The sequence below is a fragment of the Geminicoccaceae bacterium genome, from assembly GCA_020638465.1.
In the GTDB taxonomy this organism is placed as follows: domain Bacteria; phylum Pseudomonadota; class Alphaproteobacteria; order Geminicoccales; family Geminicoccaceae; genus JAGREO01.
This window is the reverse complement of record JACKIM010000002.1, coordinates 1,561,484-1,583,338: the sequence shown is the minus strand read 5'-3', so window position 1 is coordinate 1,583,338 and position 21,855 is coordinate 1,561,484. Positions and strand designations below refer to the sequence as shown.

General features: G+C 58.6%; 33 protein-coding genes, 1 tRNA gene and 2 pseudogenes. 31 read left to right on the top strand and 5 right to left on the bottom strand.

Annotated features, from left to right (window positions below; all coding sequences use genetic code 11):
- Nucleotides 1-2 precede the first annotated feature (2 nt).
- The 29 genes from rplD (at nt 3) to H6851_17570 (ending at nt 17,629) form a co-directional block, all read left to right on the top strand.
- Nucleotides 3-623: a 50S ribosomal protein L4 gene (gene rplD, locus H6851_17710; GenBank protein ID MCB9945440.1), complete on the top strand. Its 621-nt coding sequence runs from the start codon at nt 3-5 to the stop codon at nt 621-623.
- A complete protein-coding gene (locus tag H6851_17705) occupies nt 620-916 on the top strand; it encodes a 50S ribosomal protein L23 (GenBank protein ID MCB9945439.1) in 297 nt (98 codons plus the stop codon). Before rplD ends, H6851_17705 begins: the two co-directional genes overlap by 4 nt.
- Nucleotides 917-919: 3 nt before the next feature.
- Entirely contained in the window at nt 920-1,762 is an 843-nt protein-coding gene (gene rplB, locus H6851_17700; protein MCB9945438.1) for a 50S ribosomal protein L2, read from the top strand.
- A 5-nt stretch (nt 1,763-1,767) separates the two neighbouring features.
- Entirely contained in the window at nt 1,768-2,046 is a 279-nt protein-coding gene (gene rpsS / locus H6851_17695; protein MCB9945437.1) for a 30S ribosomal protein S19, read from the top strand.
- Between the two features lie 2 nt (nt 2,047-2,048).
- A complete protein-coding gene (rplV, locus tag H6851_17690) occupies nt 2,049-2,432 on the top strand; it encodes a 50S ribosomal protein L22 (protein MCB9945436.1) in 384 nt (127 codons plus the stop codon).
- Nucleotides 2,432-3,112 carry a 30S ribosomal protein S3 gene (gene rpsC / locus H6851_17685; protein MCB9945435.1) on the top strand — a complete coding sequence of 227 codons (681 nt, stop codon included), beginning with the start codon at nt 2,432-2,434 and terminating at the stop codon, nt 3,110-3,112. The genes rplV and rpsC overlap by 1 nt, the downstream gene beginning before the upstream one ends.
- A gap of 12 nt (nt 3,113-3,124) precedes the next feature.
- Nucleotides 3,125-3,541, top strand: a complete 417-nt coding sequence (gene rplP / locus H6851_17680) for a 50S ribosomal protein L16 (protein MCB9945434.1) — start codon at nt 3,125-3,127, stop codon at nt 3,539-3,541.
- A gap of 3 nt (nt 3,542-3,544) precedes the next feature.
- Nucleotides 3,545-3,757, top strand: coding sequence for a 50S ribosomal protein L29 (gene rpmC / locus H6851_17675; protein MCB9945433.1), 213 nt, complete (start codon nt 3,545-3,547; stop codon nt 3,755-3,757).
- Nucleotides 3,758-3,767: 10 nt separating this feature from the next.
- Nucleotides 3,768-4,028 (top strand): 30S ribosomal protein S17, encoded by a 261-nt coding sequence (rpsQ, locus tag H6851_17670; protein ID MCB9945432.1) that lies wholly within the window; start codon nt 3,768-3,770, stop codon nt 4,026-4,028.
- 11 nt (nt 4,029-4,039) lie between these two features.
- Entirely contained in the window at nt 4,040-4,408 is a 369-nt protein-coding gene (gene rplN, locus H6851_17665) for a 50S ribosomal protein L14 (GenBank protein ID MCB9945431.1), read from the top strand.
- The gene (gene rplX / locus H6851_17660) at nt 4,408-4,725 is read left to right on the top strand and encodes a 50S ribosomal protein L24 (protein ID MCB9945430.1); all 318 of its coding nucleotides are present in this window, start codon (nt 4,408-4,410) and stop codon (nt 4,723-4,725) included. Before rplN ends, rplX begins: the two co-directional genes overlap by 1 nt.
- Nucleotides 4,718-5,275, top strand: a complete 558-nt coding sequence (gene rplE, locus H6851_17655; protein ID MCB9945429.1) for a 50S ribosomal protein L5 — start codon at nt 4,718-4,720, stop codon at nt 5,273-5,275. The genes rplX and rplE overlap by 8 nt, the downstream gene beginning before the upstream one ends.
- A gap of 12 nt (nt 5,276-5,287) precedes the next feature.
- Nucleotides 5,288-5,593: a 30S ribosomal protein S14 gene (gene rpsN / locus H6851_17650; protein ID MCB9945428.1), complete on the top strand. Its 306-nt coding sequence runs from the start codon at nt 5,288-5,290 to the stop codon at nt 5,591-5,593.
- Nucleotides 5,594-5,610: 17 nt separating this feature from the next.
- Complete coding sequence (gene rpsH / locus H6851_17645; protein MCB9945427.1) at nt 5,611-6,009, top strand: 30S ribosomal protein S8; 399 nt, start codon at nt 5,611-5,613, stop codon at nt 6,007-6,009.
- 2 nt (nt 6,010-6,011) lie between these two features.
- Complete coding sequence (rplF, locus tag H6851_17640) at nt 6,012-6,545, top strand: 50S ribosomal protein L6 (GenBank protein MCB9945426.1); 534 nt, start codon at nt 6,012-6,014, stop codon at nt 6,543-6,545.
- A 2-nt stretch (nt 6,546-6,547) separates the two neighbouring features.
- Nucleotides 6,548-6,910 (top strand): 50S ribosomal protein L18, encoded by a 363-nt coding sequence (gene rplR, locus H6851_17635; GenBank protein ID MCB9945425.1) that lies wholly within the window; start codon nt 6,548-6,550, stop codon nt 6,908-6,910.
- 13 nt (nt 6,911-6,923) lie between these two features.
- Entirely contained in the window at nt 6,924-7,481 is a 558-nt protein-coding gene (gene rpsE / locus H6851_17630; GenBank protein ID MCB9945424.1) for a 30S ribosomal protein S5, read from the top strand.
- Between the two features lie 9 nt (nt 7,482-7,490).
- The gene (gene rpmD, locus H6851_17625; protein ID MCB9945423.1) at nt 7,491-7,679 is read left to right on the top strand and encodes a 50S ribosomal protein L30; all 189 of its coding nucleotides are present in this window, start codon (nt 7,491-7,493) and stop codon (nt 7,677-7,679) included.
- A 13-nt stretch (nt 7,680-7,692) separates the two neighbouring features.
- Nucleotides 7,693-8,172, top strand: coding sequence for a 50S ribosomal protein L15 (gene rplO, locus H6851_17620; GenBank protein MCB9945422.1), 480 nt, complete (start codon nt 7,693-7,695; stop codon nt 8,170-8,172).
- A gap of 11 nt (nt 8,173-8,183) precedes the next feature.
- Complete coding sequence (gene secY / locus H6851_17615; GenBank protein MCB9945421.1) at nt 8,184-9,527, top strand: preprotein translocase subunit SecY; 1,344 nt, start codon at nt 8,184-8,186, stop codon at nt 9,525-9,527.
- Nucleotides 9,527-10,102, top strand: a complete 576-nt coding sequence (locus tag H6851_17610; protein MCB9945420.1) for an adenylate kinase — start codon at nt 9,527-9,529, stop codon at nt 10,100-10,102. Before secY ends, H6851_17610 begins: the two co-directional genes overlap by 1 nt.
- Before the next feature lie 108 nt (nt 10,103-10,210).
- Nucleotides 10,211-10,588 (top strand): 30S ribosomal protein S13, encoded by a 378-nt coding sequence (rpsM, locus tag H6851_17605; GenBank protein ID MCB9945419.1) that lies wholly within the window; start codon nt 10,211-10,213, stop codon nt 10,586-10,588.
- Between the two features lie 3 nt (nt 10,589-10,591).
- Nucleotides 10,592-10,978, top strand: coding sequence for a 30S ribosomal protein S11 (gene rpsK, locus H6851_17600; protein MCB9945418.1), 387 nt, complete (start codon nt 10,592-10,594; stop codon nt 10,976-10,978).
- A gap of 108 nt (nt 10,979-11,086) precedes the next feature.
- Nucleotides 11,087-12,103: a DNA-directed RNA polymerase subunit alpha gene (locus H6851_17595; protein ID MCB9945417.1), complete on the top strand. Its 1,017-nt coding sequence runs from the start codon at nt 11,087-11,089 to the stop codon at nt 12,101-12,103.
- A 139-nt stretch (nt 12,104-12,242) separates the two neighbouring features.
- The gene (gene rplQ, locus H6851_17590; protein ID MCB9945416.1) at nt 12,243-12,674 is read left to right on the top strand and encodes a 50S ribosomal protein L17; all 432 of its coding nucleotides are present in this window, start codon (nt 12,243-12,245) and stop codon (nt 12,672-12,674) included.
- A gap of 142 nt (nt 12,675-12,816) precedes the next feature.
- Nucleotides 12,817-14,115, top strand: coding sequence for a Do family serine endopeptidase (locus H6851_17585; protein MCB9945415.1), 1,299 nt, complete (start codon nt 12,817-12,819; stop codon nt 14,113-14,115).
- Entirely contained in the window at nt 14,112-15,440 is a 1,329-nt protein-coding gene (locus H6851_17580; GenBank protein MCB9945414.1) for a replication-associated recombination protein A, read from the top strand. Before H6851_17585 ends, H6851_17580 begins: the two co-directional genes overlap by 4 nt.
- A complete protein-coding gene (locus H6851_17575; protein ID MCB9945413.1) occupies nt 15,437-16,408 on the top strand; it encodes an RluA family pseudouridine synthase in 972 nt (323 codons plus the stop codon). The genes H6851_17580 and H6851_17575 overlap by 4 nt, the downstream gene beginning before the upstream one ends.
- Nucleotides 16,409-16,621: 213 nt before the next feature.
- The gene (locus H6851_17570) at nt 16,622-17,629 is read left to right on the top strand and encodes an IS1634 family transposase (protein MCB9945412.1); all 1,008 of its coding nucleotides are present in this window, start codon (nt 16,622-16,624) and stop codon (nt 17,627-17,629) included.
- Between the two features lie 376 nt (nt 17,630-18,005).
- On the opposite strand, the gene tnpB is transcribed toward H6851_17570, so the two are convergent.
- Together tnpB and H6851_17560 are read right to left on the bottom strand one after the other, a co-directional pair.
- Entirely contained in the window at nt 18,006-18,350 is a 345-nt protein-coding gene (gene tnpB, locus H6851_17565) for an IS66 family insertion sequence element accessory protein TnpB (GenBank protein MCB9945411.1), read from the bottom strand.
- Nucleotides 18,347-18,724 carry a transposase gene (locus H6851_17560; GenBank protein ID MCB9945410.1) on the bottom strand — a complete coding sequence of 126 codons (378 nt, stop codon included), beginning with the start codon at nt 18,722-18,724 and terminating at the stop codon, nt 18,347-18,349. The genes tnpB and H6851_17560 overlap by 4 nt, the downstream gene beginning before the upstream one ends.
- Nucleotides 18,725-18,809: 85 nt before the next feature.
- On the opposite strand from H6851_17560, the pseudogene H6851_17555 reads away from it, so the two are divergent.
- Nucleotides 18,810-19,049, top strand: a pseudogene (locus H6851_17555) (IS256 family transposase).
- Between the two features lie 33 nt (nt 19,050-19,082).
- Nucleotides 19,083-19,241: pseudogene (locus tag H6851_17550) on the top strand (transposase).
- A 27-nt stretch (nt 19,242-19,268) separates the two neighbouring features.
- Here the strand turns inward: H6851_17550 and H6851_17545 are convergent.
- The 3 genes from H6851_17545 to H6851_17535 form a co-directional block, all read right to left on the bottom strand.
- Nucleotides 19,269-19,344 (bottom strand) — tRNA-Thr (locus tag H6851_17545).
- Nucleotides 19,345-19,421: 77 nt separating this feature from the next.
- Nucleotides 19,422-20,840 (bottom strand): hypothetical protein, encoded by a 1,419-nt coding sequence (locus H6851_17540; protein ID MCB9945409.1) that lies wholly within the window; start codon nt 20,838-20,840, stop codon nt 19,422-19,424.
- A complete protein-coding gene (locus H6851_17535; protein MCB9945408.1) occupies nt 20,837-21,841 on the bottom strand; it encodes a hypothetical protein in 1,005 nt (334 codons plus the stop codon). Before H6851_17535 ends, H6851_17540 begins: the two co-directional genes overlap by 4 nt.
- Nucleotides 21,842-21,855 lie beyond the last annotated feature (14 nt).

Here is a 21,855-nt window from a genome sequence, read left to right as displayed (position 1 = left end):
GCATGCAGGTTGAGGTAAAGAACCTCGCCGGCGAGTCGGTCGGCACTGCTGAGTTGAGTGACGCGGTTTTTGGCGCGGATGTTCGTGAGGATATCCTTCATCGCGTTGTTCGATGGCAGCTTGCCAAGCGTCGCTCCGGCACCCACAAGGTCAAGGGGCGAAGCGAAGTTTCGGGCTCGACCGCGAAGATCTACAAACAAAAGGGTACCGGGCGGGCTCGACATGGTGCCAAGCGTGGTACGATGTTCCGGGGCGGTGGTATCGTCTTTGGTCCTACCCCGCGTGACCACGGTTTCGATTTGCCGAAAAAGGTACGCAAGCTGGGGTTGCGTGGTGCGCTTTCGAGCAAGGCCCGGGACGGTAAACTGATCGTTGTCGATGCCGTCACGATGAGCGAGCCCAAGACCAAGGTTCTTCGTGGTACGCTTGATGGTCTGGGTTTGGACTCTGCCCTTTTCGTTGTCGCCGGCGAGGCTGATCGCAATTTTGCGCTAGCTTCTCGCAATATACCACTCATTGATCTGTTGTCGCAGGAAGGGGCGAATGTCTACGATATCTTGCGACGCGATACCCTGGTTTTGACTCGTGACGCTGCCAAGTTGCTGGAGGAGAGACTCCAATGAGCGCTCTACCTCGATACTACGATGTTATCGTTGCTCCGGTAATTACCGAGAAGTCGACCCGCGTATCGGAATTCAACCAGGTTGTCTTCAAGGTGCGTCATGATGCCAGCAAGCCGGAAATCAAGGCTGCGGTGGAAGGGATTTTCGGCGTTACCGTCAAGGCGGTGAATACATTGGTTCAAAAAGGCAAGACAAAACGCTTTCGAGGACGGCTCGGTCGCCGGTCCGATGTGAAGAAGGCGATTGTCACACTCGCCGAGGGCCAGTCGATTGACGTGACGACAGGGGTGTGACGCATGGCACTGAAGACATATAAACCGACAAGTCCCTCCCGTCGTCAACTCGTTACGGTCGACCGTAGCGATTTGTGGAAAGGCAAGCCGGTCAAGCGGTTGACCGAGGGGTTGACGAAGAGTGGCGGTCGCAACAATTCCGGACGTACCACGGTCTGGTGGCGTGGCGGCGGCCACAAGCGCACTTATCGTGTTGTCGATTTTAAGCGTGCCAAGGTGGATGTTCCTGCCATTGTGGAGAGGCTTGAGTACGATCCGAACAGAACCGCATTCATCGCCTTGATCCGTTATGAGGATGGAGAACAGGCCTACATCCTGGCGCCGCAGAGACTCCAGGAAGGGGACCAGGTCATCGCTTCGGCGCGTGTCGACGTGAAGCCCGGCAATTCGGCACCATTGAGCGGTATTCCCATAGGAACGATTGTACACAATATCGAATTGAAGCCGGGCAAGGGCGGGCAGATTGCAAGGTCTGCAGGTGCCTATGCCCAGATCGTGGGACGTGACGGTGATTATACGCAGTTGCGTTTGGGATCGGGCGAAATCCGGATTGTTCCGTCGCGGTGTCGAGCTTCGATAGGCGCGGTCTCCAATCCGGATCATCAGAATATCAATCTTGGGAAGGCCGGGCGTAAACGCTGGTTGGGCAAGCGCCCCCATGTTCGTGGTGTGGTGATGAACCCGATCGATCATCCGCATGGTGGTGGTGAAGGTCGGACCTCGGGTGGGCGCCATCCTGTGACACCATGGGGTAAGCCAACCAAGGGACGCCGTACCCGCAACAACAAGAAGACGCAGACATTCATCATCCGTAGTCGTCATGTTGCCAAGAAGAGAGGAGGCTGACGAACATGCCCCGTGCTGTATGGAAAGGCCCGTTCGTCGACGGCTATCTTTTCGACAAGGCTGAAAAGGCGCGATCTTCGGGTCGTAACGAAATTATCAAGACGTGGTCGCGTCGCTCGACGATCATGCCTGATTTCATCGGGCTGACCTTCGCCGTCTACAACGGCAAGAAGTTCATACCGGTCTACGTCACGGAAAACATGGTCGGGCACAAGCTTGGCGAGTTTGCGCCGACCCGGACCTACTTTGGTCATGGCGTCGACAAAAAGGCAAAAAGGAAGTAGTGATGGGCAAGCCGAAGCAGGAAAGGTTGCTTGCAGACAACGAAGCGTCAAGCACGGCGACGTTGTTGCGTGTCAGCCCCCAGAAGCTCAATGTCGTTGCCGGTATGATCAGTGGAATGCCTGTCGATAAGGCGGTAGTTGCCTTGGAATTTAGTCACAAGCGTATCGCGGGGTCGGTCAAGAAGGCATTGGAGTCCGCGATTGCCAATGCGGAGAATAATCACGGTCTTGATGTTGATCGGCTGGTGGTTTCCGAAGCGAGTGTAGGCAAGCACATGTTGATGAAGCGGTTTCGACCGCGTGCCCGTGGGCGTGCGAGCAAAGTTGTGAAGCCGTTCAGCAAACTGCGGATTGTCGTTCGAGAATCCAGCGAGGAGGCTGTCTGATGGGACAAAAGGTCAATCCTATCGGTTTGCGCCTCGGCATCAATCGAACTTGGGATTCCAGGTGGTATGGCGATGCGGATTACGCCCAGATGCTGGACGAGGATCTCAAGATCCGTAAATTTCTGCACGAGCGCCTAAGCCAGGCGGCATTGAGTCGTATCGTCATTGAGCGGCCGGCTAAGCGTGCTCGTATCACCTTGTATTCCGCCCGGCCCGGTGTGGTCATCGGAAAGAAGGGGCAGGAGATAGAAAACCTCCGCAAGCAGCTGTCCCAGATGTGCAAGGGTGACGTTCACCTGAACATCGTCGAAGTACGCAAGCCGGAGCTTGATGCACGTCTCGTCGCTGAAAATATCGCCCAACAGCTTGAGCGGCGAGTGACGTTTCGTCGAGCGATGAAACGCGCGGTTCAATCTGCCATGCGTATTGGTGCCCAAGGCATCAAGGTGACGTGTGGTGGTCGTCTCGGCGGTGCGGAGATTGCGCGTACCGAATGGTATCGTGAGGGGCGTGTTCCGCTGCATACCCTGCGTGCCAGTGTCGATTTCGGCCGGGCGACGGCCAACACGGCATACGGTACCTGCGGTATAAAGGTATGGATTTTCCGTGGCGAGATCATGGAACACGATCCCATGGCCTTCGAAAAGCGGATGAACGAGCAAGGTCCTGGCCGGGGCTAAGGAAACCGATCGATGTTGCAACCGAAACGAACAAAATTTCGCAAGGCCCATAAGGGGCGCATTCACGGTCTCGCAAAGGGTGGGGCTGCGTTGAATTTTGGGGCCTTCGGCATGAAGGCGACCGAACCTGGACGCATTACCGCGAGGCAGATTGAGGCCGCTCGTCGGGCGATTACCCGACATTTGAAACGTGCGGGGCGGGTGTGGATACGCGTCTTTCCGGACAAGCCGGTATCGAAGAAGCCGGCTGAGGTGCGGATGGGCAAGGGCAAGGGATCGGTTGAATTCTGGGTTGCTCCCGTGAAGCCCGGTCGCATCATGTTTGAAATTGACGGTGTTCCGGGAGAACTGGCTGAAGAGGCTATTCGGCGGGGTTCGGCGAAGTTGCCGATCGGTACGCGTTTCGTGCGTCGCGTTCAGGAGGTTTAAGTGATGAAGGCTTCCGACGCGCGTGCGCAGACGGTCGATCAGTTGGGTGATCAACTGATTCAGCTCAAAAAAGAGCAATTCAATTTGAGGTTTCAAAAGGCAACAGGCCAGCTTGAGGGAACTTCGCGAGTTCGCGAAGTGCGCCGTGATATCGCCCGGATCATGACAGTGCTGCATGAGCGCCGCGCGGCTGAAAATCCGACTTCGGCGGTCTAAGGAGACAGAAATGCCTAGGCGCGTTTTGCAGGGTACGGTTGTCAGCGACAAGGGCGACAAGACGGTGATCGTCAATGTCGAACGTCGTTTGATGCATCCCTTGTATAAGAAGTACATTCGTCGTTCGAAGCGCTACGCTGCTCACGATGATGCCAATCAGTTCAAGGTTGGTGATGTCGTACGTATCCGTGAATGTCGTCCTATTTCGAAGAGCAAACGCTGGGAAGTCCTTACTGACCAGTCCGATGCCGCCGCTGTAGTGGGAGGCTAGGGAACCAGGTCATGATTCAGCCAGAATCAAATCTCGACGTTGCCGACAATTCCGGTGCACGTCGTGTTCAGTGTATTCGCGTACTTGGCGGATCCCAGCGTAGATATGGTTCCGTTGGCGATGTCATTGTCGTGGCCGTCAAGGAGGCCATTCCGCGTGGTCGTGTGAAGAAAGGTGATGTACATCGAGCGGTCATCGTTCGGACGGCCAAGGAGATTCATCGACCTGATGGCACGGCCATTCGGTTCGACCGGAATGCCGCTGTGTTGATCAACAACGCGGGGGAACCGATTGGTACTCGTATCTTTGGTCCGGTGACCCGCGAGTTGCGCGCCAAAAGATTTATGAAGATCATCAGTCTTGCGCCGGAGGTGCTCTGATGGCTGCCAGGATTAGAAAGGGCGACAAGGTTATCGTACTCGCCGGGCGCGACAGGGGGCACGAAGGCGAAGTCGTCAAGGTACTGCCGAACGAACAGCGTGTGATCGTGTCTGGTGTTGCAATGATTAAGCGTCATGAGAAGCCAGGCCCTCGTGGCGAGGGGGGCATCATCAGCCGCGAAGCGCCGATTTCGGTGTCCAATGTCGCTCACGTTGATCCAAAGGACGGAAAACCGACGCGTGTCGGTTTCAGATATCTCGAAGATGGCAAGAAGGTCCGCTTTTCCAAGCGCTCCGGCGAGATCATCGATCGATGAGGAACGGACAATGACTCGATTGAAGCAACATTATGACAAGGTTGTCCGCAAGAACCTCACTGAAAAGTTCGGGTACAAAAACTCGATGGAAGTTCCAAGGCTGGACAAGATCGTCATCAACATGGCGGTTGGCAAAGCTGTTTCGGACAGTAAGAAGCTGACCAATGCCGTCGCCGAACTTACGAAGATCAGTGGCCAGAAGCCCTATACATGCCGGGCACGCAAGTCTGTTGCCAATTTCAAACTTCGTGAAGGCATGGCGATCGGAGCGAAGGTCACGCTCAGACGTGAACGGATGTACGAGTTTCTGGATCGGTTGGTCACAATTGCGCTGCCTCGTGTTCGGGATTTTCGGGGTATTTCGGACAAGAGCTTTGACGGCCGGGGGAATTATGCTTTCGGTCTGAAGGAACAGATCGTCTTTCCCGAGATCAATTACGATGAGGTTGACGAGATGCGGGGAATGGACGTCATCATTTGCACCACGGCCAAGACCGATGATGAAGCAAGAGAGCTTTTGCGCGGTTTCGACATGCCGTTCCGGAAATAAGGAGAAACGGGCATGGCCAAGAAAGGCATGATCGAGAAGAACAATCGTCGTCGCGCGATGGTAGACAGGTATGCAGACAAGCGTGCATCGCTTAAGGCGCTCATTTCCAACAAGGAAGGTGATCCGGAAGAGCGGTTTGAGGCGGTGCTTGCACTTGCCAAGCTGCCGCGCAACAGTTCGAAGGTGCGTGTCCGCAACAGATGTAATCTGACAGGACGCCCACGTGCCTATTATCGAAAATTTGGTCTTTCACGTATTGCACTTCGGGATCTGGCCTCTGAAGGCCTGGTACCGGGTGTCGTCAAGGCTAGCTGGTAAGGCGGGAGCATAAGAAAATGTCCATGAGTGACCCGCTTGGCGATATGCTCACTCGTATTCGCAACGGACAGATGGCGTACAAGAGCTCCGTTCGTTCTCCAATGTCCAAACTTCGCTTGAACGTTCTCGATGTGTTGCGTCGGGAGGGATATATTCGAGGTTACGACGCGGTTGAAGACAATCCTACAAAACGGGAGCTGTCGATCGAGCTTAAGTATCAAAATGGTGAACCTGTCATCCGGCAACTCAAGCGTGTCAGTCGTCCCGGCAGGCGAATCTACGCGGGCGTGAGTGATCTGCCTCGGGTCTATAACGGTCTCGGCATTGCCATACTGTCGACACCGCGGGGAGTGATCTCCGACAATGAGGCCCGCGAGCAGCATGTCGGTGGTGAAATTCTCTGCACGGTGTTTTGACCATGTCGCGTATCGGAAAACATGCTGTCGTGGTTCCCAGTGGAGTAACCGTGGCAATTGATGGCCAGGAGGTTGTCGTCAAGGGCAAGCTTGGCGAGCTATCGGAAACGTTGCCACAGGAAATTGCCGTTGAACTCAATGATGGGGCAGTGAAAGTTGCACCTCGCAACGAGGACAAGCGCGGGCGGCAGATGTGGGGACTTTCTCGGTCTCTGGTTCAGAACATGGTCACCGGTGTCAGCCAGGGCTTCACCCGCAACTTGGTGATTGCCGGTGTTGGATATCGCGCGGCAGTTGACGGCAGGGTCTTGAACTTGCAGCTTGGTTACAGCCACGATATCAAGTTCGCGATTCCGGAAGATGTGAAGATCGTCTGTGAATCGCCCACTGCGATCAGTATCAGTGGTGCTGAAAAGCGGCGAGTGGGGCAGATCGCCTCCGAGATCCGGAGTTTTCGTAAGCCAGAGCCTTACAAGGGTAAGGGGATTCGTTACTCTGATGAGGCGATCCTGCGCAAGGAAGGCAAGAAGAAATAGCCATGCTAAATTCTAAGCAAAAGCATCTTCGGCGTGAAATGAGGTCTCGCTTCGCTTTGCGGCAGCGATCGAAGGGGCGGTTGAGGCTTTCGGTGTTTCGTTCTGGCCGGCATATTTACGGTCAGATTATCGATGATGTGGCAGGTAGGACAATTGCAGCAGCATCAACGCTTGACAAGGATTTGCGGTCGGCACTTAAAACGGGTGCTGATCAGGAAGCCGCAAAAAAGGTAGGTGAGTTGTTGGCTCGACGCGCGAAAGCCGAAGGAATTGAGCAAGTTGTGTTCGATCGTGGTGGCTATCGGTATCACGGACGGGTCAAGGCGCTCGCGGATGGTGCCCGTGAAGCCGGCTTGGCGTTTTAAGTGAGGATTTGAGATGGCACGAGGTCGCGGTAACGAAGACCGTCAGGATTCCGAGCTCACGGATCGGCTGGTTAATGTCAATCGTGTAGCGAAGGTGGTAAAGGGTGGCCGGCGTTTTGGCTTTTCCGCACTTGTCGTCGTTGGTGATGGAAAGGGGCGCGTCGGTTACGGTAGCGGCAAGGCCAGGGAGGTTCCCGAGGCGGTTCGCAAAGCCACGGAACAAGCCAAGCGTTCCATGATTCGCGTGCCATTGCGCCAGGGGCGTACTCTGCATCATGATACGGTTGGTCGATTTGGTGCAGGCCGGGTTCTGCTGCGCTCGGCACCGCCCGGAACGGGTATCATTGCCGGCGGGCCGATGCGCGCGGTTTTTGAGGCACTGGGTATAGGTGATGTCGTTGCGAAGTCGACGGGCAGTTCAAACCCGCACAACATGGTCAAGGCCACTTTTGCGGCGCTGAAGGGAATGGATTCTCCGCGTTCGATTGCGGCCAAGCGAGGCAAGAAGGTGAGCGATATCGTTGGTCGCCGAGACCATGATCAGGGCAGCGAACAGTTCAAGTCGGAGTAGGCCTGAAAGATGGCGGAAAAATTCAAGATCACGCAGACCGGAAGTCCCATTGGCCGGCCGGCTTATCAGCGGAAGACCTTGGTGGCGCTTGGGCTCAACAAGTTGCACCGTACGAGGATTGTGGAAGATACACCTACCAATCGGGGGCGTATTGACACAGTGAAGCACTTGCTTGACGTCGAGCGCGTCGGCAGCTGACGCGGAGAGTATTATGCAATTGAACGAGCTGCGGGACAATGATGGTTCCAGAAGGGCACCCAAGCGTCTTGGTCGTGGGATCGGTTCGGGGACGGGCAAGACTTCCGGCAAGGGCCACAAGGGGCAGAAAGCCCGTAGTGGCGGAGCATCGCGCTATTTCGAAGGCGGTCAGATGCCGATCTATCGGCGGTTGCCCAAGCGGGGTTTCAAGAATCCCGGACGCCTCCGATTTGCCGTGATCAACCTAGATACACTTGAGATGGCAATAGAGACCGGCAAGATCGAGGCGGGCGGAACGGTAGATGCCGATCTGTTGGTGAAAGTTGGGGTTGTTCGTCGCGCTCTGGATGGTCTTCGCCTTCTTGGGCGTGGCGAGTTGAGCAAGCCGGTGACCATTGAAGTAGCGGGTGCGTCGGCATCCGCGGTGGCTGCTGTCGAGAAGGTTGGCGGGAAAGTCGTGATTTCCGGCGGTGCGGCTGTCGTAGAGGGCTGAGAGCATAGATTATGGCATCGGTAGCGGAGCAACTCGCGGCAAACCTGAATTTCGGAGTCTTCGCGAAGGCGACGGAGCTCAAGAAGCGGATTTGGTTCGCGCTCGGTTGTCTGATCGTCTATCGTATTGGTACCTACATTCCGCTTCCGGGAATAGACCCCGAAGTGATGGCGCAGATCTTCCAGCAGCAGTCTGGTGGCATCATGGGCATGTTCAACATGTTCGCCGGTGGCGCCTTGGAGAGGATGTCCATTTTTGCACTTGGCATTCTTCCTTATATTTCAGCTTCCATCATCATGCAGCTGATGACCGCTATTTCGCCCACTGTGGAGGCCATGAAGAAGGAGGGCGAAAGCGGACGAAAAAAGATCAACCAGTACACCCGCTATCTCACGGTGTTGCTAGCCGCATTTCAAGCTTATGGTCTGGCAGTGGGGCTTGAGGCGATGCAAGGTCCCGGTGGGTCTGCCGTGATTGAATCCGGGGTGTTTTTCCGGGCGACCACGGTAATCACCATTGTTGGCGGGACGCTGTTTTTGATGTGGCTTGGTGAGCAGATCACGGCGCGCGGTATCGGTAATGGAATTTCGTTGATCATATTTACCGGCATTATCGCGCAGTTGCCCGGAGCCGTCGCGAGTCTCTTTGAGCTTGGTCGTACCGGCGCCATTTCGACGCTCCTGATCCTGTTCATTCTGGTTCTCGCCGTCGCCGTCATCGCGTTTATCGTATTCATGGAAAGAGCACAGCGACGTATTCTGGTGCAGTATCCCAAGCGGCAGCAGGGAAATCGCATGTTTGGCGGCGAAAGTTCTCACTTGCCTCTCAAACTCAACACCTCCGGTGTTATTCCCGCTATTTTTGCGAGTTCACTACTGCTGTTGCCGGCGACGCTTGGCAGCTTTGCGGGCCCGGGGGCCAGTGGGGGCATTCTGGCGACGGTGAGCGCGCTGTTGGGAAGAGGACAGCCGCTGTTCTTTGTTCTCTACATCGGGCTTATCATGTTTTTTGCATTTTTCTACACGTCGATAGTGTTTAATCCCAAGGAAACTGCCGACAATCTCAAGAAGCATGGCGGGTTCATTCCAGGTATACGGCCCGGGCAGCGAACCGCCGACTATCTTGACTATGTATTGACCCGGTTAACCGTCGTGGGCGCCCTATATCTTGCCGCCGTGTGCATTTTGCCGGAGATCCTGATCTCTCAATATGCCGTACCCTTCTATTTTGGTGGTACGAGCCTACTGATTGTTGTTTCGGTGACCATGGACACAGTGGCGCAGGTCCAGTCCCATTTGATCGCACATCAGTATGAAGGCCTCATCAAGAAGGCGAGACTGAGAGGACGACGTTGATCAACATTATTTTATTTGGCCCTCCTGGTGCAGGGAAGGGTACCCAGGCCCTGCGCATCAAGGAACGTTTTGGTTTGGCCCATCTTTCGACGGGAGACATGTTGAGGGACGCTGTGGCGGCCGGGACCGATATCGGCAAGCAAGCCAAGGCGGTCATGGATGCGGGCAAATTGGTTTCCGACGAGATCATTTGTGGTGTTGTTTCGGAGCGGATCGAACAGCCCGATTGCGCAAGGGGATTCATTCTGGACGGTTTTCCCCGTACCGTGCCGCAGGCTCATGCTCTTGATCAAATGCTCGCACGCAAGAAAAAGAAGATTGACGCCGTTCTTCTCATTCAGGTCGACGACGATGCCTTGGTCGAACGGATCGAGAATCGGAGTCGTGAGAGTGGCGGTGCGCGAAGCGACGATAATGTCGAGACGCTGAAGAAGCGTCTTCAGGTCTATTACGATCAGACCGCTCCCGTATTGCCGGTCTATCGTGACAAGGGACTCATCCGGACGATCGACGGAATGGCGTCGATTGACGAGGTGACGTCGGAAATCGAACGGGTCCTTGAAGCCCACAATTGACACGTTGGCTCAAGGACCTATAGTCAGGCGTCCTCCGCGCGGGTCTGCGTGGCGGTATGCTTTTGTTTTGACATATGCCATGTCAGTAGTTGAGTGGGAGACAGGCAGGTGGCGCGTATCGCCGGTGTGAATGTTCCTGCGCAAAAACCGGTTTGGGTCGCTTTGACCTATATATACGGGATTGGGCGCACGACTTCGAAGCAGCTCCTCGACGAAGTCGAGGTGCCCTATGATCGTCGGGTGAATGAACTCTCCGACGCGGAGCTTTCCCGTATTCGTGAAAAGATCGACCGCGATATCAAAGTCGAGGGCGATCTTCGTCGCGAAGTGGCCATGAGCATCAAGCGGCTCATGGATCTCGGTTGTTATCGCGGCCTGCGTCATCGCAAGGGACTGCCGGTGCGTGGTCAACGGACGCACACCAATGCTCGCACGCGCAAGGGGCCAGCCCGCGCCATTGCCGGCAAGAAGAAGGTCAAGAAGTAAGACATGGCTGCCGAAACCAGGCTTCGCCGCAGAGAGCGGAAAAATATTACCTCGGGCGTGGCGCATGTGAATGCTACGTTCAATAATACCATGATCACCATCACGGACGCGCAGGGTAACGCGATTGCGTGGTCCAGTGCCGGTGCGCAAGGTTTCAAGGGATCAAGGAAGTCAACTCCATTCGCGGCGCAGGTGGCGGCGGAAAATGCGGCCCGCAAGGCAATGGAGCACGGGATGAAAACCTTGGAGGTTTTTGTCAAGGGTCCCGGTTCGGGGCGGGAGTCGGCGCTCCGGGCGCTTCAGGCTGCCGGTTTTGCCGTAACCACTATACGGGATGTCACGCCGATCCCGCATAATGGGTGTCGGCCGCGGAAGCGTCGACGGGTCTAGGCCGTCTTCAAGGCCATGCTACTACAGCGTTAAGGGTCGCCCGATCGTGATGCGGGCGACCTCAAGTGCACTTGACAGGGTTCATCACTGAGTCTGCGAGGTAATCTGGTGCTCCAGAGAAACTGGCAAGAGCTGATCAAGCCGCAAAAGCTCAATATCCAGCCGGGTCGCCGGCCCGATCGCGAAGCGACGATTATCGCCGAACCTCTCGAGCGTGGTTTTGGGATTACGGTCGGAAACGCGCTTCGTCGCGTGTTGTTGTCGTCGTTGCAGGGGGCCGCGATTACCGCGGTGCATATCGATGGCGTTCTTCATGAATTCTCGTCGATTGCGGGTGTTCGCGAGGACGTGACGGATATCGTCCTCAACCTGAAGACCGTCGGTCTCCGGCTGCACAGTGATTCTCCCAAGCGGGTCTATCTCAAGGCGGAAGGGCCATGTGTCGTCACGGCGGGCATGATCGAGACGGGGCATGATGTCGAGATCATGGATCCCGATCACGTCATCTGTCATGTCGATGAGGGCGGTTCGCTGAGCGTGGAGCTGACGGTCGGTATCGGCAAGGGCTATGTCCCCTCATCGCTCAACAAGTCCGAGGATGCGCCCATTGGCCTGATCGCCATTGACGCCATCTACAGCCCGGTCCGAAAGGTCGCCTACAGGGTGGACAATGCCCGGGTTGGGCAGCAGACCGATTATGATCGTCTCACGTTGACGATCGAGACGGATGGCTCGGTCGCCCCTGACGATGCTGTGGCATTGGCTGCGCGTATCGTTCAGGATCAGCTGCAACCGTTCATCAATTTCGAGGAACCGAACCTTCAGCAGCCGCAGGAACGCCGTCCCGAGTTGCCGTTCAACCCGAACTTGCTGCGCAAGGTCGACGAACTGGAGTTGTCGGTACGATCGGCGAACTGTCTCAAGAACGACAACATCGTCTATATCGGCGATCTGGTTCAGAAAACCGAGGGAGAGATGCTGCGGACGCCGAATTTCGGCAGGAAATCGCTGAACGAGATCAAGGAGGTGCTGGCCCAGATGGGATTGCACCTTGGTATGGATGTGTCCGGTTGGCCGCCGGAAAATATCGAGGAGCTTGCCCGCAAGGTAGAGGAACCTTTCTGATCCCGTTGTGCCTTGATGATGTTGAAGCCTCGTGGTTTCGACGATAAGAAGCGTCCGTGAAATCATGACATCTGTCTGGCGGCTCTGGCACCGGACGGAACAATCGAGAAGGAGGCCGGCTTGTTGCCGGTAGGATGCCATGCGACATCGCAATAGTGGCCGCAAGCTGAACCGTACGGCGTCTCATCGTCGGGCCCTTTTTGCCAACATGGCCCAGGCGCTCGTAAAGCATGAGCAGATAGTGACGACACTCCCGAAGGCCAAGGAGCTTCGTCCTGTTGTCGAGAAACTGGTGACGCTGGGCAAGCGCGGTGACCTTCACAGCCGGCGATTGTTGATTGCCCGGACGCGGTGCGAGAGGACGGCGGCAAAGTTGATCGACGTGCTTGGCCCTCGATACGAGTCGAGGATGGGCGGTTATGTCCGCGTTCTCAAGGCGGGTTTCCGTTACGGAGACAACGCGCCAATGGCGGTCATCGAGTTCGTTGATCGTGATGTCAAGGCGAAGGGGCAGGATTCCGGTCCGCCGCAGAATGTGGGTGAGGAGGAGGATGTCGAACTCGCGGCCTGAGCTGCGTCGTTCCATCTTGACCTTGGGAAGAGGGCGGGCGCCTTGGTTGGTACTCGCCTTTTTTCTTGTGTCCTGGTCGACCATGGTTGGTCCCAGGGCATCTGCATCTGGTACGGTACCTGCGGATCGTGCCCAGATCAGCTTGAGTTTTGCCCCCGTGGTGCGTTCGGCAGCACCGGCAGTCGTGAGTGTCACCTCGCGCAAGCAGGTCGAGGTTCGCCGGGATCTCTTTGCCGGCGATCTGTTTTTCCGACATTTTTTCCGGGATTTTGATTCACCAGCTCGGCAGCGTGAACAGAGCTCGCTCGGTTCCGGAGTGCTCGTTCGAGGCGATGGCCTGATCGTGACGAACAATCACGTGATCGATGGAGCCGATGAGATCAGGGTCATCCTGCAGGACCGGCGGGAGTTTCCCGCACATGTGGTTTCAGCGGATGATCGGGCCGACCTGGCGTTTCTGCAGATCGACGGGAAGACCGGGAATCTACCGGTTCTGCCACTGGGAGACAGCGATCGGATCGAAGTCGGCGATCTTGTCCTCGCCATCGGCAATCCGTTCGGCATTGGACAGACAGTCACCAGCGGTATTGTTTCCGCAAAGTCCCGGATATCGCCCGGTGTCGATCGCGAGGTTTCGTTCATCCAGACCGACGCCGCGATCAACCCGGGCAATTCCGGCGGGGCGCTGGTAGGTGTCGATGGCTCGCTGGTGGGCATCAATACCGCGATCTTCACGCGCGGAACCGGCGGTTCGATCGGCATCGGCTTTGCCATTCCCGCCAATCTTGTCAGGGCACAGATACTCAGTATCGATTCACAGGGCACGGTCAGGCGCCCCTGGCTGGGGGCAGCCGTGCAAATGATCGATCCGGGGGTCGCGTCGGCACTGGGATTGGACCGGCCCGTGGGCGTGCTCGTCAACCGGGTCTATCCCGGTGGCAGCGCGGAGCGTGCCGGCTTGCGTGAACGCGATGTCATTGTCGCGGTCAATGGCGTCGAGGTGTACGACCTGCCCGGTCTCAATCTGCGGTTGGCGCTTCAGCCCATGGGCGAGAAGGTCCGTGTGCGACGTTGGCGCGATGGGAGACTGATCGATGTGGAACTCAATGTGGAGCCGGCACCGCGCGAGCCGGCACCCGACGAAACCCTGCTTGAGGGACGGCATCCTCTTGATGGTCTATCGGTTGCGAACATGTCGCCAGCCTTCAATGAGGAAATCGGGATCGACATGTTCGATCAAGGGGTCGTCGTCGTGACACTCAAGCGCCGAGGTTATGCGTCAAGATTGCGTCTGCAGGCAGGCGATGAGATCGTAGCGGTCAATGGTGAAAATGTGGGGAATGTCAGGCAGTTGAAACAATCCCTCGAACGCCAACACCGTCAGTGGAAGCTGACAATCCGGCGAGGTGGTCAAGACTACAATCTTACGGTCGCTGGATGAACGATCTGTTTGGTGGCCTGGCGGGCGACGGGGCTGCGGCACCGCCGCCGCCGGGCGGCAGCGTGGCCCCCTTGGCCGACCGCCTGCGACCTTCCCGGCTGCGAGATTTGGTGGGTCAGGAGAAGATCCTGAGCGGTGGTGCACCGTTGGCACGAATGATCGAGCGTCACCGCCTGTCCTCACTCATCCTCTGGGGTCCCCCCGGTTGTGGCAAGACGACGCTCGCACGCATGCTGGCACGGGAAGTGGGAGAATTGCTCATTCCGCTGTCGGCCGTGCTGTCCGGTGTGGCTGACCTTCGCAGGGCATTCCAGGAAGCGAGGAAGATCCGCGCGCGTGGCGGTCGGCCGATCCTCTTCATTGATGAGATACATCGTTACAACAAGGCGCAGCAGGATGGACTGCTGCACGAGGTCGAAGACGGTACGGTGACCCTGGTCGGGGCCACGACCGAAAATCCGTCCTTTGCGCTCAATCCCGCCCTGATTTCACGTTGCCATGTGCTGGTGATGGAGCGGCTTTCGCATGATGCGTTGCAGGAGCTGGTGAAGCGCGCGGAAACCGAGCTCGGGCAGGTTCTGCCGCTTACCGACGAGGCCCGGTTGCGGTTGGTGGAGCTTGCAGACGGCGACGGCCGCTATTTGCTGAACATGCTGGAGAGTATTGCCGATCTGCCGGACGAGCCGGTGCTGGACGTTGAAGGGCTTGCTGCAGTCCTGCAACGCCGCGTGCCTGTCTATGACCGACAGTACGAGGCGCACTACAATCTTGTCTCGGCTCTGCACAAATCCATTCGTGGCAGCGATCCCGATGCGGCGCTCTACTGGCTTTGCCGGATGTTGCAGGGCGGGGAAGATCCGCGTTTCATCGGCAGGCGTCTGGTGCGGATGGCGGCCGAAGATATCGGACTGGCCGACCCGAACAGCGTTGCCCGTGCACTTGCCGCCGTCGAGGCCTATGAGCGCCTCGGTTCGCCGGAGGGCGAGCTGATGTTGGGACAGTGTGCCGTCGAGCTGGCGCTGGCTCCCAAGTCCAATGCGGTCTATGTGGCGATGAAGTCGGCCATGGCGTCGGCGCGGGAACACGGTTCGTTGATGCCGCCGGCTCACATACTCAACGCGCCGACGAGTCTGATGAAGGAGATCGGCTACGGGCGTGGCTATCAGTATGATCATGATGCTCCGGATCGCTTTTCGGGCCAGAACTATTTCCCGGAAGGTATGGATCGGCAGTGCTATTACAGGCCGACGGAAGAGGGATTCGAGGCATCGCTGGGTGAGCGTATCGAGGAGCTGGAACGGATGCGCAGGGAGCGGCAGCGGTGAGCGGTGTGCGTATCGTCGAGATCGCCGAGGGTGATGGCGATCAGCGCTTCGATCGCTGGGTGAAGAAGCACTATCCGGCGCTGGGCCATGTCCAGCTGCAAAAACTGTTGCGTACCGGCCAGTTCCGGCTCGACGGCAAGCGTGTCAAGGCGGGTGACCGGGTTCAGCCCGGACAAAGCGTGCGCATTCCGCCGCTGGAGGTCGCCGAAAGGCGCGAGCGACCCGGTGTCTCTGAACGCGATGCAAGATTCATCCGTTCGCTGGTGATTCATGAAGATGACGAACTGATCGTCATCGACAAGCCTGCGGGGCTCGCGGTGCAGGGCGGGTCGAAGACGACGCGGCATGTTGACGGCATGCTCGACGCCTTTGGCAAGGAGAGCGCACGGCCACGGCTGGTCCACAGGCTCGACCGCGATACCAGCGGGGTGCTGGTGCTGGCAAGGAATGCGGCGGTGGCGCGCGAACTCATGCATGCCTTTCAGGGCCACAGCGTACGCAAGCTGTATTGGGCGGTCGTTCAGGGAAAGCCGGAGCGGAACGAGGGGCTGATCGATTTGCGCCTCGGCAAGTCGGGTCCGCCGGGGCAGGAACGGATGACATCCGAAGCCATTGATGCCCGCAGGGCGCAGACCGATTTTCGCGTCATTGCCCGTTCGGGCAAGATCGGGGCTTGGGTTGGACTGATGCCCGTTACCGGCCGCACGCACCAGTTGCGCGCCCACATGGAAGCCATCGGAACTCCCATCATGGGCGATGGCAAGTATGGCGGCGAGCGGCCATCGACCGCACCGGCCGGGCTGATGCTGCACGCGCGGGAGCTTTTTCTGCCGCGGTCCGGTGGTCGTCCGCCACTGTCGGTCAAGGCCGATCCTCCACGGCATTTCGTCGAAGGTCTCGCATGGCTGGGCTTGTCGCCAGAAGCTATTCCCTATTCTGCAATCGCCGATTGGGACAAGGAGGAGTGAAGAAGCGACGGCCTTCACGGAGACGCAGCGGCGAAGGTCGACGCGTTCGAGCAGGGTAGCGAGGCGGTTGCCCCTGATCCGGCTGAGCACTGGCAGCCCCGAGTTTGCGGTGAATGGGCATGTTTGGCGTGATTTTTTGGCGATCTTCGTCAGCAAGCTGTTGAAAATGTTGAATTTGGTTTTCGCCTCCGGCCGATTTTCGTCGAAAAACATGTGGGCACACGAATTGACGTTTTCTGGCTTTTCGGGACGTTCAAGCATGCTATTGTCGTGGGCATGTACTTGCGAACGACCAGGCGGCGGAACAAGGATGGCAGCGAGGTGTGCTACTACGCGCTCGCCGAGAACCACCGCCATCCGGAAAAGGGCCATGTCGAGGCCCGGGTGGTGCATAGCTTCGGCCGTGCCGACAAGCTGGACCGGGCGGTGCTCGAGCGGCTGGTGGCCAGCATCCGGCGGGTTCTGGCCGAGGAGAAGGACGAGCCGGTGGTCAAAGGCGGCGGTGCTGGCGGGATCGAGATCGGGGCGGTGTTCGAGCTCGGCGTTGTCCATCTGGTCAAGGCGCTGTGGGAGCAGTTGGGCATTGGTGCGGCGGTTGCTTCCAGGATTGCCACCCAAAAACTGAAAGCGCCGCATCTGGCGGCCTTGCTGGCGATGACCGTCCAGCGGCTGGCGCGGCCGGGCTCGAAGCTGGCCTGTCATGAGTATTTTCTGGATCGGGTATGGCTGCCGGAGGCCAAGGATCTCGCCTTGGGGCAGCTTTACCGGGCACTCGACCTTCTTGCCGAGCATGGCGACGCCATCGAACGCGAGGTGTTCTGGAACAGCGTCGATCTGTTCAAGCTGGATGTGGATCTGGTCTTTTATGACGCCACCACCGCCTGGTTCGAGACCGATGAGGAGGATGTTGCCAGCCACGAGTGGCGCGGGCTGCAGTTCGAACCGCTTCGAAAGCGCGGTCATTCCAAGGAGGGCCGCGACAACGACCCGCAGATCGTGATTGCTCTTGCCGTGACCCGTGAAGGCGTGCCGGTCCGTTCCTGGATCTTTCCCGGCAATACGCCGGACGTCACCACCGTGCAGAAGGTCAAGGATGACCTCAGGGAGATGCGCTTGGGGCGAACCCTGTTCGTCAGTGATGCCGGCATGTACTCCAGGGGGCCTCAAAGCCCCGGTATCCGTTCAGGCCTGATGGAAAAGAAAGGGGCGATCCAACTCTAACCCGGTCCCCAAACGACCGGCTTTTCCGCGATCCGTCCCCTTCCGCCCGATCCGGGGTGGCCACCCCGGATCGGGCATCCCAATCTGGCCCAAACGGATGGCAAAGTCATAAGACAAGCTTTTCCCGATTCGGTGAAATCGGAAAACTGGCTCTATCTGTTTGTTTCGACGCATTTCCTGATCGTTCAGGCTATTCCGCCTGAACGGGAAAAGCTAACCGGAGGTACTGCTCGGCGATGATCGCACGCAAAGCCACCGGATCGTCGGGCAGGTTGTCGAGATGGATCTTCATGACCGGATTCTAGCCCGGAACAGATCATTCAAAAAGGATAAAACAACGATGATTCAATACTATAGAAGATGATTCGAAGAGTGCTCAAAATCGCGATGGCGGGGATGACCAAACTGGCCGGCGCCAGTCGATTCCCTCCCACAACATGGCCAATTGCGCCGAGGTGAGATGAACCATGCCGTCGGCGGGCGACGGCCAGGGAAAGCGGCCATGCTCCAGCACCTTGTAATAGAGGCAGAAACCCTGGGTGTCCCAATAAAGCAGCTTGATCCGGTCACCTCGACGTCCACGAAAGCCGAACACCGCGCCTGAGCACGGATCCTGCTGAATGACCTGTTGCGCCGCAGCCGCCAGGCCCTGGATCCCCTTGCGCATGTCGGTGACCCCGCAGGCCAGATAGACCCGCACACCCGTGCCCGGCCCGATCATGACGCCTCTACCGTCCGGATCAGGGCCTGCAGCCGCCGGCGCTCGATCGTCAAGGGGACGACCAGCACACGACCGCCATGCAGGCGAACCTCCACCGTCTCTGAAACCGCGCCCGTGCTGACAGCATCAGTTATCTCGCCACCACTCAATGCCACCTGCGCAAAAACCGCCGCGCCTTCGGCTGGTGCCGGCAAAATCCCGGACCGGAAATCCGATCGCCATTGATACACCTGCTGACGCGTCACCCCAAACCGCCGCGCAACATCCGCTATCACCGCACCCGGCTCCAGCGATGCCCGAACAATCGCAAACTTCTCCCGAGCCGTCCGCCTCCGACGACACTCCGGACCCGTCAATATCTCCACTCGACCCAATGCTCTTGCTCCAAGACACACCTATCGCGACGTATCCTAGATTTCAGACACCAAACCCAGTACGCCAACCGGCGGCCGGTTACGGCAGAGCATCCGGACGTCAAATCCCATTGAAAGCGCCTTCGCCCCCATCCGCCATCGCACAAAGCGCACCAAAGGCTGCCTGAGCCGGGACGGGATGCTTCATATGATGTTCAAGATCGAACAATGCGCCGAGCAAAGCTGGCGCAAACTGCGCGGCTTCGCTCATCTCGCCGATATCATCCAGGGCGTCGATTTCATCAACGGCATCAAGCCGTCAAACAAACTTCAGGCCGCCGCTTGATGATCGCCCAGACACCAGATTTGACAATAGCTCGTTTATGGCGAACGCCGACGCAACTTTGTTGGCCGACATTTCTGGGCAAGAGGATATTTCGTCAGCACGGTCGGACGAGATGAAGCCTTGATCCGTAACTACATCCGCAATCAGGAGAAGGAAGACAGGCGCCTCGATCAACTTGCGTTGCTACCTTGACCATGCCGCCTTCAGGTAGCGAATGACTGGTGCCGCATGACGGACTTGAACCGCCGACCCCCTCATTACGAATGAGGTGCTCTACCAGCTGAGCTAATGCGGCAACGGCCGTGCTCTTAGACGGTTCGAAGGATTGGCGCAAGTGTTCAATCATCGCGCGGGCCATCGCCCGGTCAGTGGTCAGTGCCGTTCGCTGTCGTCATCGGACCGCGGGAACTGGCGCAGACGGGCGAAAGGACTGCGTGGGACATGCCCATCGGTGAAGTCCTCGTGCGGCAGGGCGTAGGCGGGCCGCTGGCCGGCGGCGAGGCGCACGATCTTGGGCGGGCGATGCCACTGGACGCTGTCGAAGCGGCCGGTGGGGCCGTAAAGCTGCCACTCGGGGAGAACTTCGCCACTGTCCTCGCAGACCCAGCAATCGTCCGGTTGCGCGTCGAGTGTCTTGGCCAGCCAACTGCGGGCCTTCTCGTTGCCACCGCCACTGGCGCGCTCGAAATCAGCGTAGAGACGATAGACGCCGGCCGTCGGGTCACGTTCCAGCGCATCGTCGAGATGATGCTTTGCCGTTTTCCACTCGCCAGCCGCCATGGCAAGCTCGGCCATGACCACATGGGTCAGTGCATGTTTCGGTTGCAGGCGCTCCAGTTGCTCGAAACGCTTGAGTCTGGCCTTAGGCTCCTCGTTATCCTCGAGCCGGGCATAGGCATCGGCAAACTCCGGGTGCGGCGACAGCTCCCATGCCCGCTCCAGTAAGCGGCGGGCCTGTCCCTTGCGACCAAGGGCGGCCGAAACGGTCGCGGCGAGCACGGTCGCCGGAGCGAAGCGGGGGAAGCGCCTGTTGGCATCCCGGGCATAGACCAGGGCGTCTTCGAGGCGGTCGTTGTCAAGTGCCTCCTCGGCCATCATGTGGTGCAGGAGGGCACGGCGGCGCTGGACCTCGTCCTTGTGGAACAGCTTGAGGCGACCGATCTGGTTGACCACGTTCATGGCCTCGGCCCACTGCTCGGAGCGCGTAAGCAGGTCGAACAGCGTGGTCAGCACCCATGGCGTACTGGGCCGCAGGGAATAGGCTTCGCGGGCAAGGGCGAGCGCCTCCTGGTAGGCGCCACGGTTGACGGCGTCGGCGAGGAGGCCGCGCAGACCCAGAAAGCGGGTTTCGGGCTCTTCGAGCATGGTCTTGAACTTGAGCTGGGCGACGTCATCCTTGCCTTCGAGCTGCGCTGTCTGGGCTGCGAGCAGCAGGGTCGCCGGTTCGTCATCCAGCAGCCGGGCCGCCTGCCTGCCGAACTGGCTGGCGGCGACGGCATCTCCGGCTGCTGCCGCGATCATGCCGTTCGACAGGGCCTGATAGCCGGTCATCTGCCGCCTGTGCCGTTTGCGTTCACGGTGACGGGCCGGCAGGCCGACAAGCCAGTGGATCAGCTCGAATATGAAAATGATGCCGACGATGACCAGCAACATCATTCCCACCAGCAGCCCGCCATGGATGCGGATATCGTAGTCACGCCATGAGATGGCGACGATTCCGCTGTCGGCAAGCCAGGCACCGACGATACCCAGCACCGTCCACAGGGCGAGAATGACGGCAAGGCGGATCATGAGCGGGACGGCGGGGCAAGAAGTTCGCGTATGGTCCTTTCCAGCGCCGCCATCGTTTCGCTGACCGCCAGCCGGGCCCTGGCGTCGGCGAGCCATTGGCGCAGGGCGGGACCACCGGTATCCTCAAGTGGTGAAAGCATGGTGATGGCGAGAGCGAGATCGTCCGAGTGCATGGCTGCGCGGGCGAGGTCGAGGGGCGTATGCCCGGAATCGCCGTCCTTGCGAATGACGATGAGGCTCTCGAGATTAGTCAGTGTTCGAGCAACCCAGGCCGGTCGATGCCCGTCGTGCCCGACCTCGATGTCGAGGTTGTCGAGGCGGGCTGTCAGGTCATCGAATGTCGCCACGCCTGCTGCAAGCGGCCGGATGCGATCGACGAAGTGCGCGAGCTTGTCGTCATTGTCGACAAGGTTGGCGAGACGGTCGAGCTGCGTGCCAAAGGCGTCTCCGCCGTCGAGGGCATCGCGCAGATCACCCAGCAGCAGGGCGGCTGCGGCAATGCGCCCGTCACCGCCATGCCCCAGCCGGCTGCGGGTCTCCAGCAACGCCATGCGTGCCGCCAGGCTGTCCGAACGCTTGGCGAGGCGAGCTTCGAGCGATGTCACCCTCGTTTCCAGTGGCATGATGACCGGTGCGACGGTGTTCGCCGTATCCTCGGTGGAATCCAGCCGGTCCTCCAGCGCTGTGAGTTTTGACCACAGCGGGCTCAGATAGGGGGCGAGTTCGGGAACGACAGCGGCGGCATCTCCGCTTTCCAGCTGGTCGAGGCGCTTTTCGAGGCTTGCCAGGCGCCGATCGATGGTATCGAGATCGGCGACCTCGCGCGGGTCACGATTGAGACGGTTGTCGAGCTCTGAGGCGGTGTGTTCCAGCACGTCGAGGCGTTGATCGACGGTTGGACCTTCACTGGGCCTCAACATGCCTGCGCCGCCCAGCGCAAGGATTGTCGCTGTCGAGACGACACCACCGATCAGTCCGGCGCCGAGCGCCCTGATCCACATGATGACTCCTTGTA

Excerpts from the sequence above, each read along its gene's own strand:
- rpsQ (MCB9945432.1), top strand. The coding sequence starts at position 3,768 with ATGCCTAGGCGCGTTTTGCAGGGTACGGTTGTCAGCGACAAGGGCGAC.
- rpmD (MCB9945423.1), top strand. The coding sequence starts at position 7,491 with ATGGCGGAAAAATTCAAGATCACGCAGACCGGAAGTCCCATTGGCCGG.
- secY (MCB9945421.1), top strand. The coding sequence starts at position 8,184 with ATGGCATCGGTAGCGGAGCAACTCGCGGCAAACCTGAATTTCGGAGTC.
- rpsK (MCB9945418.1), top strand. The coding sequence starts at position 10,592 with ATGGCTGCCGAAACCAGGCTTCGCCGCAGAGAGCGGAAAAATATTACC.
- rplD (MCB9945440.1), top strand. The coding sequence starts at position 3 with ATGCAGGTTGAGGTAAAGAACCTCGCCGGCGAGTCGGTCGGCACTGCT.
- rplR (MCB9945425.1), top strand. The coding sequence starts at position 6,548 with ATGCTAAATTCTAAGCAAAAGCATCTTCGGCGTGAAATGAGGTCTCGC.
- H6851_17540 (MCB9945409.1), bottom strand. The coding sequence starts at position 20,840 with ATGATCCGCCTTGCCGTCATTCTCGCCCTGTGGACGGTGCTGGGTATC.
- rpsN (MCB9945428.1), top strand. The coding sequence starts at position 5,288 with ATGGCCAAGAAAGGCATGATCGAGAAGAACAATCGTCGTCGCGCGATG.
- rpsH (MCB9945427.1), top strand. The coding sequence starts at position 5,611 with ATGTCCATGAGTGACCCGCTTGGCGATATGCTCACTCGTATTCGCAAC.
- rplB (MCB9945438.1), top strand. The coding sequence starts at position 920 with ATGGCACTGAAGACATATAAACCGACAAGTCCCTCCCGTCGTCAACTC.
- H6851_17705 (MCB9945439.1), top strand. The coding sequence starts at position 620 with ATGAGCGCTCTACCTCGATACTACGATGTTATCGTTGCTCCGGTAATT.
- rpsS (MCB9945437.1), top strand. The coding sequence starts at position 1,768 with ATGCCCCGTGCTGTATGGAAAGGCCCGTTCGTCGACGGCTATCTTTTC.
- rplV (MCB9945436.1), top strand. The coding sequence starts at position 2,049 with ATGGGCAAGCCGAAGCAGGAAAGGTTGCTTGCAGACAACGAAGCGTCA.
- rpsE (MCB9945424.1), top strand. The coding sequence starts at position 6,924 with ATGGCACGAGGTCGCGGTAACGAAGACCGTCAGGATTCCGAGCTCACG.
- H6851_17580 (MCB9945414.1), top strand. The coding sequence starts at position 14,112 with ATGAACGATCTGTTTGGTGGCCTGGCGGGCGACGGGGCTGCGGCACCG.
- tnpB (MCB9945411.1), bottom strand. The coding sequence starts at position 18,350 with ATGATCGGGCCGGGCACGGGTGTGCGGGTCTATCTGGCCTGCGGGGTC.
- rplX (MCB9945430.1), top strand. The coding sequence starts at position 4,408 with ATGGCTGCCAGGATTAGAAAGGGCGACAAGGTTATCGTACTCGCCGGG.
- rplN (MCB9945431.1), top strand. The coding sequence starts at position 4,040 with ATGATTCAGCCAGAATCAAATCTCGACGTTGCCGACAATTCCGGTGCA.
- rpsC (MCB9945435.1), top strand. The coding sequence starts at position 2,432 with ATGGGACAAAAGGTCAATCCTATCGGTTTGCGCCTCGGCATCAATCGA.
- H6851_17535 (MCB9945408.1), bottom strand. The coding sequence starts at position 21,841 with ATGTGGATCAGGGCGCTCGGCGCCGGACTGATCGGTGGTGTCGTCTCG.
- rpmC (MCB9945433.1), top strand. The coding sequence starts at position 3,545 with ATGAAGGCTTCCGACGCGCGTGCGCAGACGGTCGATCAGTTGGGTGAT.
- rplF (MCB9945426.1), top strand. The coding sequence starts at position 6,012 with ATGTCGCGTATCGGAAAACATGCTGTCGTGGTTCCCAGTGGAGTAACC.
- rplQ (MCB9945416.1), top strand. The coding sequence starts at position 12,243 with ATGCGACATCGCAATAGTGGCCGCAAGCTGAACCGTACGGCGTCTCAT.
- rplO (MCB9945422.1), top strand. The coding sequence starts at position 7,693 with ATGCAATTGAACGAGCTGCGGGACAATGATGGTTCCAGAAGGGCACCC.
- rplP (MCB9945434.1), top strand. The coding sequence starts at position 3,125 with ATGTTGCAACCGAAACGAACAAAATTTCGCAAGGCCCATAAGGGGCGC.